Here is a 12,370-nt window from a genome sequence, read left to right on the forward strand (position 1 = left end):
AGGGATAAGACATGCAAAATGCTTACGGATTCGGCACAGTAGTCCACTACTCATTTGAACAAGCACTGGAACAAATTGCTCAGGAATTAAAAAAAGAAGGGTTTGGAATTCTTACAGAGATTGATGTTTCGGCAACCATGAAAAAGAAACTCAATAAAGACATCCCGCCCTATCGAATTCTTGGAGCATGTAATCCCGAGCTGGCTCATAAAGCCCTGGAAGCAGATCCTTCCATTGGTTTATTGCTTCCTTGCAACGTTGTTGTCCGACAGGATGATGCAAAACAAGTCCATATAGAATTTATGGATCCTGATGCCGTACTCCAATTGGTTAACAAACCAGAAATCAAGCATCTGGCACAGGAAGTTAAAGCACGACTTCAACGTGTTTTAGACAGAATTTAACCATTGCTACAGAGTAAAAGGAGAGCGGGTTGCCAGTTTTTTCCCGTTGTGGTTGGTTGCCAATCTTTAGCAGTTTCTTGTATCAACTATACTTAGAGTAATCCACTCATTTTCTTTATTTTGGGATGGAAGGAGTGGCGTCATCTTTGGCCGGGAGTTAGTTATGAACACCGAGCGTATAGTTCGCATAGTTGCTGGGGCTTTTATTTTACTCTCACTAGCTGTTGGTGTGTCGCAAAGCCCGTTTTATCTTAGTGGCTATTTTCTTTGGATTACTGTTTTTGTGGGAGCCAATTTGTTTCAAAGTGGATTTACCCAGTTTTGCCCCCTTGAAAAGATATTGAAAAAATTAGGTTTCGACAGCCGATAAAATGGACTGGCGAGCATAGGTTTAAAAGGTGGGATTTAAGGGGGAAGTGGAAACCCAGGTTTTTTAATTGGCTATAATTAGGCTTTCGGTGAGGAAGGAACCTTCATGAAAATATATCTCGTGCAACATGGGGAAAGTCTGGATAAAGAAATGGATCCCCAGCAATCACTTAGCCCAAAAGGAATAAATGATATTGAGAAATTAGGCCAATATCTTGACCATAACAAAACAGAAATTGATCATATTTTTCATAGTGGTAAACGCAGAGCCGAACAATCTGCGAGCATCCTGGCATCCCATTTTTCGTCTTTAATGGAGAGTGAAATTCACCCGGGATTAAATCCGCTGGATGATGTTAATCCAATAGTGTCTGAAATAAACCAACAACAAAAAGATATCATGCTCGTGGGGCACATGCCTTTTTTGGGTAAGTTGGTTAGTAAACTTGTTGTTCTTGATGAGGAAAAATCTCTGGTTGCTTTTGTCCCGGGCACTATTACCTGTCTTGAACGTACAGACGCTGGAAAATGGCAGATTAACTGGATTAGGCGTCCAGATAAGTAAAATGAATTTTTTGCAAGCAGGTCTAGCGCATGTATTATTGATTTATATCTTACTGGCAAGGAAGTCTTACCTATGTACAAACAAATTATGGTAGCCGTGGATGATACTAAAGCGTCCACTTTAGCATTAAAAGAAGCCATTAAAGTTGCAAAAACGCAAAATTCAAAACTTTATGTGATTCATATAATTGATACGCTTTACGAAGGTGATGTTGATCGTGAATCTTTTGTTGAGTTGACTCGAAAACAAGGGCAGGACGTTTTAAACTCCATGAAGAAACTGCTGAGTCGTTCAAAGTTGGAATTTGAATTGAAACTGTGTGAATTAATTCCCTCCAAGCCTCAAATTGCAGAAAAACTCATTGATGAAGCTAAAAATTTGAATGCTGATTTAATTGTAATAGGTACCCATGGTCGTCGTGGATTCCATCACATGCTCACCGGAAGCGTGGCGGAGGAAGTCATTCGGATCTCCAAAACCCCCATATTACTGGTGAGAGGTTAATACCCATAACTCACTGATTTTTCTTGATATGAAGGTCGCTTGCAGGGATGCATGCACCAGATATCGCCACACCCGCCTAACAATTATTTGCAGCGCCTATTTCAGAGCAGAGCCTGGATTTGAGAAATGCCTTTGTTTTCCTCGATTTAACCAAAGAAAAGTCTATAAATTGCACTTACTGTCACACTAGAGAACTTATTAATAAAATCTTAATAATATTGTGCTAAATTACTCTTCAGTATTAATACATATTGAAAGATATATGCCCAAATTATACACGAAGAAACGTATAAATTTTGACTCGTTGACGAGCATGGATCTGCCTCGATACGAGTACCACCGTACCCTTCGTAGTGCAATCGATCTTTCAGCCAGCAGCTATTCACAACAACAATCAACTGAGGGCATAGTTTATCAGTGGGATAATATTGCTCCTGAAATTGCGCTCGTTATTATCCAAGATGCTCAAAAACAAAAAATTGACATTCGAGAGGAATTAATTCAAAGCATAGGAATAGATAAATATAATGAAGCGCGTTTGCAAAGAGCCCTCCAAAAATTGCACAGCAATCCTCACTACTCTTTATTTGTCCAGAAATTAGCCTTACATATCAGTGCAAACAAATCTGCAGAATTATCCTTGGAACATTTAAAAACAGCGGGCATTGTCAGCCTTGAGCAATTTGATGAAATATTTACCCGTTTTCTATTTACCCAAAAAAAATTAACCAAAAGTTTTCCTAATTTCAAAAAAATAACAGAGGAAGATGATTATTTTCAATTTGTTACTTTTATGGCAAATGAACCCTTATATGAGTTTTTTCTTTCATCATTTACCCAATACCTCGCTGCCGAGTTTAATAAAAACAGATTAAAAAGTAACCAGATAGAGGCACCAAAAGAAATTGATAATCAAACACTCTTATCTTTTTTCAACTCCATTAGTTACGATTTGGTACTCCAGCCACCAGAACCAAAACCACTCAAGCCAAATATTCTTTATGTGGAATTGCTTCAAGATACGCTACGATATTCTGTAATTGATTTCTCCGGTAATGAAATTAGCGCCACAATCCCTTTCAATGAATGCAATTTTGCCATTGACGAAAAAAGCAGTGAAGAAGAGTTAAAAAATCATTTACCCCATATTTTAAAAATTACGTCCCAAAGGGGACATACAGGGGATATTGCCCTCAATCATACGGCAGCATTAAGGGATAAAGGAATTGCTTTCCTGGACAGCGATGTAGGGACAAGTCTTTTTTTATCTCATTTACCCGCAATAGATTTGGTTAAAGATGAAGGATACCAATTCACTCTTTATGAGTGGTTACATCAGGGAAATTTGGAGCGCTTCAAGGATTTTATAGTGACAGGAGCTTGCCAACGCTATAACCAGGAGCTCAATTTCTGGTTAGCGCAAATGAAAGCTCCCGCAGAGATAAACGAAGAATTCAGGAGAGAGATTGATGCTGTAGGTGGGTTAATGAAAGAAATTACCGCTTTAATTGCCTCTCTTGATGACAACATCCAGCAAAAAGATAAAGAACTAGATGAGAAAATTAACCGCCTCATTATCCATTTAAAAACTGTTAAGGAACTCTACAGTGCAACTCCACTTTTGAAAGCGGATGAACCATTGCCTTCCACCACAGGTAATTTTGAACTGTTTGTCAAAAGAATTTTATTCAACTCATCCGGCGATAAACTCACGCAATACATTTCAGATTTTAATGATGAAGATAAAATTTGGAAATTGAACTTATTGGAATTGGTTAATGGGTTAGTTAATGACAGGAATTATGTTGCAGTTCGTGATGTAAAAAATAAAATTAATAACTCCTTTCTGACCGATGGAAAAGGGTTTGTTTTATCCCCTCTTCTTGTTTTTAGAGAACAGCTTAAAAAGCAAGTGACAGCTTATCTTAAAAATGAGGTTCATCACTATCATACGCTACACAGTTATCAAAATGATAAATTAAACATCACGCAAGCGCCTGTAGTTTTTAGAGGCGGCCACTTAACTGATTCCCTGGGCGAAACCACACTATTTGCCAAAAAAATGACTCGTACCGGGGAGTATACTGCTGACGGCCATTTATTAGCAGGACAAGAAAATAATCTTAAAAAACATGAAGTTCGTTCCGGAACCGCCATTACCCTGGCTGCAACAGGTGTGGACGGCACACGTTCGGTAACAGACCAGTTTGATGTGGCCATCAAATTTGGCGGAATGAAAGATATTAAAATTCTTTATATTGTCCGTGGTAAAGAGTCATTCCATTCACATCCTTTTGCAGAAATTTTAGGAAAAACCAAATTAAGTGAAATCGCGTACACTCATGTTAATCCTCAAGATTACATCATGACCATTTTATATGATCGCCATAATGAAATACTTGAGGTAATACCCGGTAATTTAAACGGAGAAATTCAAGGAGTAAGTGGATTTACCAAACAAGTAATTACGGCCGGAGTTGATTTTTACAATCAAAAAAATGATAAATCATTAAGTAGCAAACCTTCAGTGAAGCTACCAAGCCCTCCTGGACAAGAACATCTGACAACCGTTCATTTGCCGCATAAAAAGCCATTGCTTGAAATTCTTCATTCTCATAAAAAAGAATACCCTGCCCCAGCTGTTGATGCCTCATTAACTCCCCAAATATATGAAAGCATCAGGATTACCCGAAACATCCATCAACAACATAAAATACTAAAAATCGAAACGTTGAGTCAGCAAGTAAAAGCAATTAAACCACCAGAGGAAAAAACTGCACTTCCAGGGGGAACGTTTAAAGTAACTCCCGGAAGATTAAGTGAAGTAAGGGAGGCGGCTGTAGCCCACTTTAACATGAGGCATATTTTAACCCTCAAAGATTTCAACCGTTGGAGTATTCGAGAAAGAAAACTCCAAGAAACTTATAACCGTATATTACAGCCCAATTTTATGGAGGGTAATATTCAGGAACAATTGATGCATGCCAACATAGCTCATGAAGAATGGTTAACCGATGTTTTAGTGCCTAAATTGCAAACCGCATTGATGCTGCATATTGCGGCACGATTAATTACCGATTATCAAGTGGATACAGAAGAGGTTAATGAATTAGCGCAAAAACTTTTTCAAACTATTTTAGACTCTCAAGAAAGCTGTCTCAAACTTCTATATCTAGGGTCAGAAGTTTCTGATTCAACCAGTCAACCCATTGTACATAATGAATGCGTGCATAGGGCTCATTCCCGAATGGAAAAAATTTACCCTACACTAAACAAAAACAGTAACGAATACGAATTGAAATTTGCATCGTGTTTAATCATGGAAAAAAATAAAATTCAAAAAAAAATGCTAAACAAAATGATGTCAGAATTTTTGGATAAAAATCTTGATGTTTTTACAAAAGAATATGGACTTGAGAAAAAAACAGTTTACCCTTTGGCTGATAATCATGATTTTGTTTTTTTAGGTCCAGCAGCAAGCGGCAAGAGTACTATTTCTAGCCAATATATTAAAAAAGAACAGCGAAAAAACTATGTCTCCCTGGCCACTGATGATTACCGCGGCATTTATCTGCCCTTCACCGAGAAATTTGAACAACAGGAAACGGATCAAGTTTTTATACGCACCCAGGATAGCGCTTATTTGATCAGTGAACTCGTTGAAGAGCGGATGCATGCACAAAAGGAGAAAAGACCCAACGTTATTATTGATGGGGTGACTTACAAGTCCTCACAAAAGGCTTTGGTAGAAAAAAATAATAATTCGGTGGTAGTCTGTGCGTGCCTGGATGACATGTCGCAGGTAGTTAAACGGTGTTATGACCGGGCAAGGCAAGAGGAAAGTGGTTCGGCGGATAAAGGCCGATACGTGAACACAACCAGTTTGCTCCATATGCATAAAACAGCAAGTCTCAATTTATTAATTTTTTGTGCCCCAAACACTACTATTGCTTTTTATAATACTAATGTACCTCGTGGCGAAACCCCTCCTTTAATTGCTACGGTTGATACTCACGTAGAAAAAACGCTGACCATTCATCAAAACAAAGGTTCCTTGATGTATTTAGCTTCCTTTTTTAATAAATCCCGCGTAAATGTAGGAGCAAAAAGTGATCAACATCTCTTTTTAGAGAAAATGAAGCAACCAGAATATCAGATTGATTCATTGTTTTCCGTATTGGACTATGGATTTAAGATAGTACTTGAGGGCGAGAACAACCAGCCTTGTTTAACCATTACCAAAAAAGGTAATGAACTCATTATGGATATTCTCGATCCTGAACAGTTAAAAAATAAAATTCACGACAATAAAACTGAAAAACCACTATTACAAATGTTGTTATTATATGGGCACCTTGGTAATTTAAAAGCAGTTCAGAAAGAATGCCTGATGCATGAGGATATCGATTCACTTGTAGAACAAATAATTGATGTCCAAGTTAAAACGTCAGAAAGATTAAATACAGGCGACATGTCTTTTTGAGCATCAATTTGCGTTTTTTCTGTATAGGGTAGAAAATTAATGAGATATTATGCATTTTTAGGACATTCAATGAATAACAACTTACTTGAAAAGATCGATGGAGTGAAAACTAAAGTAGAACAATTTATTGATGAAATACGTGATATTTTCTCCCAAACTAATGATGAAGTAGAGAAAAAAAATCGTCTTGAAGTATTTGACACATTATTACTTTTAGCAACCTATGCCTCACCTGCAGAACTTGAACATGAGTTTCAAAATGTTTTACCTCATGATCAGGGAAATACGGTTCATTACTTATGTCAAAAACTTCGGGAAATCAATGGTTTTTGCCAGAACTCATTGAGTGATGAGCATGAAGTATACCAAAATTTGTTTGCAGAGATTGATTTTCCTACTGAATCAAAAAAACAAGCAGTACGTGAACTTTTAAGTAAAAAAATTTCTGAATTAATTTTTGAGAAAACTCACACGAATGTTCCTAATTTGGGGATATAAAAATTGTTCATAAGGCTTAAGATATTAGTCAGTAACGATCCTATGTTCATGAGTAAGCCTTTAATCAAGCATTAGCTTTCACCCCCTGATTGGCAACTATTCAGGATTTCCGACACTATTTTTATTTATTTTCATCAATAAATGAGGCCGCAATTGTTTCTGAATAGGCTTTTTCACAAAAAAAGTTCAAGAGCAAATTCACTTTTTGTTCATCCACTGCGTACTTGGGGGAAATAGCATATAGATTAATATCTGGTGAGGATTCGTGGGGTAATACTTGAATTAATGTCTCATTTCTTATTTCTTCATAAACTGAAAAATACGGTGCCCATAAAAGCCCTATGTCTGCAACTGCAGCTTGTTTTAAAACACCCGCATTATTGCTTTTAAAATTTCCAAAGACATGAATGATCTTTTTATTAAAAACCCATTTGTTTTGAAGGCCATAGAGCGAATTGATCAAACAATTATGTTTTGATAAATCATCGATAGTTTGAGGAAGTCCATGTTGAGCAATATATCCAGGGGAAGCAAAGACCTTTCTCTGGATTGAAAATAATTTTTTGCAAACCAGTTTTGAATGGTTTACATCATCAAATGAAATAGCCAGATCAAATGTAGAGGAATAGAGCTCTTTTGTGTCCGAACCTACAATAATATCAATTTCAATATTGGGATATTGTCTCATAAACTCAATACTTAATGAGGTTAAGTAGGGAATTGCGGGAGTAACAGTAAGATAGAGTTTAATGCCCCCTTTTACTTCAGACTGATCAGGAGTTGCGAATACCTTGATTTCATCTAATTTCTCAAGAAGCAGTAAAGCCTTTTCATAGAGGCGATGACCCGATTCAGTCACAATTAATCGGGTTGTAGAGCGTACTAATAAGGTAACTTTTAATTCCTCCTCCAACCAAGTTATTTGTTTGCTCAATTTAGAGGGAGATGTGTATAGTTTTTGCGCTGCCTTGGAAAAGCTTTTACAATCAACTGTTGCAATAAAACCTTTCAAACAAGATAAAATATTCATAGAATTTTCTTCTTTTAGCCCTTTTAGATTGTATAGACCTATCTGACGGCTTTGTAAATCATCAACATGGCTGGTTTACAAAGGAAAGCGTGCTCCCTCCTTAAAAAAGAAAAAACTAATTTTTAAAAAAGTCGGAGGCTACTTAATTTGCCCCCGCTTTCTGACAGTGATTTGATGAAGCGATTTAGAATTTTTATATATCCAGGACGGAATGGGATGGTGAATCCATTTGTTCTAAATTATCATCACTTGAGAAAAATGAATGATTATTCAATGCACTTGGTTTTGCTTTTTTAGTGAGTCTGAACTCATGGGAATCACGAAAATACGATAGAAGTTTTAAGCCAAAATTTAAATTGGGATGCTCGCCGAGTACCTGGTTATATAGGGCCTTAGGCTCTTTGCATTCTTTTGCACAAAATTGCTGCAATAGCTCTTGTGCATGATTTTTATTGATTTCACCCCATTTTTTTAGAATAGCAGCTCCATTTTGGAAAGAATAATTATTAGAAAAAAGTGGATTAGTAGCCGTTTGTTGATTCAAGAAAAGATTGGCAACAAGAAATAGGGTAAGTACTCTGATTTCTTTATAATTTGCTGATTCTGCTGAAAAAACACTAGGCATCAACAATTTAAGTGGTACGAATACGGAATCAATATTGGCAATCACAAAATATAAATTCCAACTATTGTATAAATCCATCCATTGCTTATCGATATGGAACTGTGAGACTTTTTTTACCGAGTTATCTACTTTTAACTCAGATATGAGTGAGTAACCTAGATCTGAAGCAAGTGTAGCTCCCTTAGGTAAAATGGTTTCTGCTAATTTAAAAGAGGTGGTATATCCTCTTTCTTCCATGATACCAATTAATCCTAAGCCAGCTTGCGCATTTAAAATACCACCAGTATTTTTATTGTTGCCCGTAGAGTCTTCCCAAACTGCTTCAAGAATATTGACTCCCATGGCTGGTAAAGTACTTGTTGATACGGCATCAAAATTAGCAAGTTCGATATCAGCATTCCATCCAGATAAATGATTTTGATTTACAAAATTATCCAGATCAGCCTGGGTTTCCGGTTTTGCTTCCATCACTCGGTGAAATATAATACTGGTTAACCCTGGATCTATCGAAATCAGCTTTAATCTTTCAAATAAGGTTGCGTGAGAAGGTGTTCCAAATAAGAAATTGTAAAAAGGATTTCCCGTTGGGCCGACTCCTCTTTGTTTCCTTATATGATTGTAAATATCATGAGCAAAATCGTTACTATTGGCCATAGTAATTGTTATTGCCTCTAAAAGGCATAACAAATTGATTTGCATCTGTATTGTAGAGGCAGCATTCTCGATTTCAGTATCATCGATTAATGCATTTGTTTCAATATAAGCGAGTAAAGCACATACCGATTCATTTTCTAAAATACCCGATTTGATTTGAGTAATTAACGGTTGCAGATCAATTGCTTTTCTTTTAATCGTTTGCACAAAAAATTTATATTCTTCATTACCCGTGGTTAGTTTATCCAGCCCAAGTGCCAATAATAATTGCTTCATTATTTCAGGATTTGATTGGGTCACAATAAATTGTTCAAGTCGTTTAAGAAATTTAAGTGCTTTTGTCCGATTTTTCATATCATAATCCCAATTTTAATCTGATTGACCTTATTTTACACAGGTCTTGCTTTTTTGAGAATATACTCTTTTTAAAATTAATTGTTTCGAAATTGGAAATAGTGCAATAAGGGAGCATGTGTTTTTTGTCTGGTTCAGCGTCAGTCCTTCACTATTATCTTTATCTAGCCCCAAGTTTCCGATGAGTAGCCTCAAAATAAAAAATGGGATAAGATGGCGGTCTGTTGTTTCTCAGGAGAACTTATTCTGAGTACTTTTTTTAGTGCAACTTCTATTGCAGCTTCGGCAATTTATGCTGAATTTAAACTCTACCCCTATTATAACGCAGGGTTTCATCTTCACGCCCTTACCAGCTTTTGCTGTCACATAGGACGCGCCCTATATGATTTAAGTGCATTCTTATTACGCGTACTCATTACGCCTTTTTGTCTTTTAAACCCCTTTTCCTGGCCCAGTTTACCAGGCCATACCTTAAATCTTATCGATGATTTAGTAGGTTTTGCGCTCAGTGTAGTCAGTATTGCCATCCATCCGGTTATTTTTGCTGTACGAACGTTAACTTCAATGCTTATTGGTTATCATGAAGGAACCGACTACGATTGGGGTGATGATACTGAAGATAAAGACCTGGATATGGCAATGACCATGTGTTAATTACCCAAATCTTTCAGGGGTAATCTGCTTGCCGTCGTCAATTAAATAAAGGAATCAGGAATTTTTAAACCCGCGCTCCCTAACCTGCGCAAAGCTCCCGGTTTTTAGGAAACTCATGATGAGCTGTCTGGTTTTGGCGTTGTTCATAATGAATGTATGATTGGAATTCACAATAACCGGCTCATTTTGCCCTTGCAAACGCGCTGAATCAGGAGGAACTTTCGCATCATAGCGCCCGGCGATAATGCCTATTTTTATGTTCGGAACCGGAACACGGTGTACATAGGAAGTTTGGTCAGAGCTCAACTCAGCCAATGGCTTTATTGGCGTCGTCAGCATAGGAAACATTTTGGTCGACATTTTTGCCAGCTTTGATCCCTGATTGGGCGGGGCCAGCATGATAAGGCACCCGATATTTTTTAATTGTTTTTGCGGTAAACCGGATAAAGCCTGTCGAGTAATAATGCCTCCCAGACTATGGGTGATAAAATTAATTTTTACACCCGGGTTTTTCTTCAATAAATTTTTTATAAACTGGTTTAAATAAAGCCCATGTTCCTGAATACTGTATTTTGGAGAGGGGTAACTGTAGGAGTAAACCTCATATCCCTGCCTCTTCAAATAATTTTTTAATGGCCACATGCTCAGGGATGTACGCATCAAACCATGGATTAGCACCACTATTTCCCGAGCCGGTTCTGATTGCACTTGTACTGAGGGAGAGCTTGTATGGATTTGCTTGTGTGAAGTGGGTAAAAAGGCATAAGCTTGGCCCATACACATTATTCCAAAGACTAATACCAGAATATACCGAGCCCATGGGAAACCTTTAAGAATGGTCTTGGTGGCCATTTTTTCCTTTTTTATTACTGTTAACCCTCACGTTTCATTGAATTAATATATCAGTTTCATAAAACTTTCCAATATAAATGCGAGTAAAATTTAAGGCGTATTAACAATCCATCCCACCCACTTTAATTATTAATTAACTATTTTGATAAATTTATGGATTTAATGTTTGATTTATGATAAATCTTTATCCACTTCCTTCTCGATAAATCACTCTGAAAATGATCTTTATTCCTTAAGTTGCATGGGCTTAGGACCTATTAATTCAAACCAATGAGGAGTTTATATGTTAAAAAAAATGATTGCAGCCACTCTGTCTCTAATCAATTTAGGTGCCGTTCTTCCGGCATACGCGAATGAGGATTTTAGCTGCAAGGTGGAAGTTGCTGTTGCGACTCCCCCTGTGCAATGGGATCAAAATGTAGCATTTAATGTGACCAATGAATTTGGGTTAAGTAAATCTCTTACCCTGATGGGTGGGAAATCTCCTCAATTTATTGAGAAAATCCCTTGTTCTCCAACTCCTTTAACCATCAGTGCAACTATATATTCAGTCCCCACTGCTTCTTTATTTCAAGGACCAGCTATTGGCCAGTGTGTACTCAAAGCCGGACAAGTCGTATTAAATGGTCCCGACAATAGTGTTTCTGTAGTATTTCCCTATGATTTTAATTGCTCCAATTAATTTGGAGCTTTGCCTACATTGCTGTAGGCAGGTACATCAATTTTTAAAGAGTGTCATCATCTCTCTGGCAACGCATTCCCCAACTTGCTCCCACACAAGTGAAGATTGCCCCCAGGAAAAAGAGCGTGAACATGATAAAAGCACCTGAAGTAAGATTTGCAGGCGTCACATTAACCTCTACTACTGCTTCATTCTGGCCATTTTTCATTGCTGAAGAGATTTTAGTAGTGCCCACAGGGGTGGTAATTTGGTTCACTGTTACAGGAACTGCCACTACAGTACGGGAAATGGAATTGGTATACGTCGCTACGGATTGACTTAACAGCCCTACCAGCATAGCCCCAAGGATTAATGCCACAACCCAGGTAAGAAAGCCATAGATAATTCCCAAATTATGTTCGGGGCAGTAAAGACGTCCGAGATAACCGGCCGTAAATCCTGCAACAAGCGTAGACACCGCCACCCCAATAATAATTCCTACCATTCCTCCTATAACTGCCAAGACAGAACCATTACTCATGGTTTTAAAAACGCTTAAGCCTATGGCGATACCGAAAAGATTCAATAAAAAACTCAAGCCTAAAGCAGTTAGGGCCCCTGCCAAAACAGCTGTCCAAGAAATACGTTTATTTGGATGGATGTGGCAATATTCTCGAACAGTTGTATTTTCACTTATCATTTGAATCTCCTTATCTC

The 12,370-nt window shown here is 37.4% G+C and carries 12 protein-coding genes; 8 read left to right on the forward strand and 4 right to left on the reverse strand.

Going from position 1 to position 12,370, the window contains the following annotated elements; all coding sequences use genetic code 11:
- The first annotated feature begins 11 nt into the window (after nt 1–11).
- The 6 genes from KYQ_RS11065 (at nt 12) to KYQ_RS11090 (ending at nt 6,823) form a co-directional block, all read left to right on the forward strand.
- Nucleotides 12–404 carry a DUF302 domain-containing protein gene (locus KYQ_RS11065; RefSeq protein ID WP_019350078.1) on the forward strand — a complete coding sequence of 131 codons (393 nt, stop codon included), beginning with the start codon at nt 12–14 and terminating at the stop codon, nt 402–404.
- Between the two features lie 163 nt (nt 405–567).
- Nucleotides 568–774 (forward strand): YgaP family membrane protein, encoded by a 207-nt coding sequence (locus tag KYQ_RS11070; protein ID WP_010654334.1) that lies wholly within the window; start codon nt 568–570, stop codon nt 772–774.
- Between the two features lie 105 nt (nt 775–879).
- Nucleotides 880–1,338, forward strand: coding sequence for a phosphohistidine phosphatase SixA (gene sixA / locus KYQ_RS11075; protein WP_010654335.1), 459 nt, complete (start codon nt 880–882; stop codon nt 1,336–1,338).
- Nucleotides 1,339–1,410: 72 nt separating this feature from the next.
- On the forward strand, nt 1,411–1,842 hold the full coding sequence (locus tag KYQ_RS11080) for a universal stress protein (RefSeq protein WP_019350079.1): 432 nt from the start codon (nt 1,411–1,413) through the stop codon (nt 1,840–1,842).
- Between the two features lie 262 nt (nt 1,843–2,104).
- A complete protein-coding gene (locus KYQ_RS11085; protein ID WP_019350080.1) occupies nt 2,105–6,325 on the forward strand; it encodes a zeta toxin family protein in 4,221 nt (1,406 codons plus the stop codon).
- A gap of 69 nt (nt 6,326–6,394) precedes the next feature.
- Nucleotides 6,395–6,823, forward strand: a complete 429-nt coding sequence (locus tag KYQ_RS11090) for a hypothetical protein (protein WP_231294548.1) — start codon at nt 6,395–6,397, stop codon at nt 6,821–6,823.
- A 121-nt stretch (nt 6,824–6,944) separates the two neighbouring features.
- Here KYQ_RS11090 and KYQ_RS11095 read toward each other — a convergent pair whose 3' ends face one another.
- Together KYQ_RS11095 and KYQ_RS11100 are read right to left on the reverse strand one after the other, a co-directional pair.
- A complete protein-coding gene (locus KYQ_RS11095; RefSeq protein ID WP_010654339.1) occupies nt 6,945–7,853 on the reverse strand; it encodes a LysR family transcriptional regulator in 909 nt (302 codons plus the stop codon).
- Between the two features lie 193 nt (nt 7,854–8,046).
- Nucleotides 8,047–9,486 carry a hypothetical protein gene (locus KYQ_RS11100; protein ID WP_010654340.1) on the reverse strand — a complete coding sequence of 480 codons (1,440 nt, stop codon included), beginning with the start codon at nt 9,484–9,486 and terminating at the stop codon, nt 8,047–8,049.
- Nucleotides 9,487–9,699: 213 nt separating this feature from the next.
- Here KYQ_RS11100 and KYQ_RS11105 point away from each other — a divergent pair, with 213 nt between their 5' ends.
- A complete protein-coding gene (locus tag KYQ_RS11105) occupies nt 9,700–10,140 on the forward strand; it encodes a hypothetical protein (RefSeq protein WP_010654341.1) in 441 nt (146 codons plus the stop codon).
- A gap of 54 nt (nt 10,141–10,194) precedes the next feature.
- On the opposite strand, the gene KYQ_RS11110 is transcribed toward KYQ_RS11105, so the two are convergent.
- On the reverse strand, nt 10,195–10,992 hold the full coding sequence (locus KYQ_RS11110) for an esterase/lipase family protein (RefSeq protein WP_010654342.1): 798 nt from the start codon (nt 10,990–10,992) through the stop codon (nt 10,195–10,197).
- Between the two features lie 283 nt (nt 10,993–11,275).
- Between KYQ_RS11110 and KYQ_RS11115 the strand changes: the two genes are divergently transcribed.
- Complete coding sequence (locus tag KYQ_RS11115) at nt 11,276–11,674, forward strand: hypothetical protein (protein ID WP_010654343.1); 399 nt, start codon at nt 11,276–11,278, stop codon at nt 11,672–11,674.
- A 43-nt stretch (nt 11,675–11,717) separates the two neighbouring features.
- Here the strand turns inward: KYQ_RS11115 and KYQ_RS11120 are convergent, their stop codons facing one another.
- Nucleotides 11,718–12,353, reverse strand: coding sequence for a hypothetical protein (locus tag KYQ_RS11120; protein WP_019350081.1), 636 nt, complete (start codon nt 12,351–12,353; stop codon nt 11,718–11,720).
- Between the last annotated feature and the right edge of the window lie 17 nt (nt 12,354–12,370).

The organism is Fluoribacter dumoffii NY 23, from assembly GCF_000236165.1.
GTDB lineage: Bacteria > Pseudomonadota > Gammaproteobacteria > Legionellales > Legionellaceae > Legionella > Legionella dumoffii.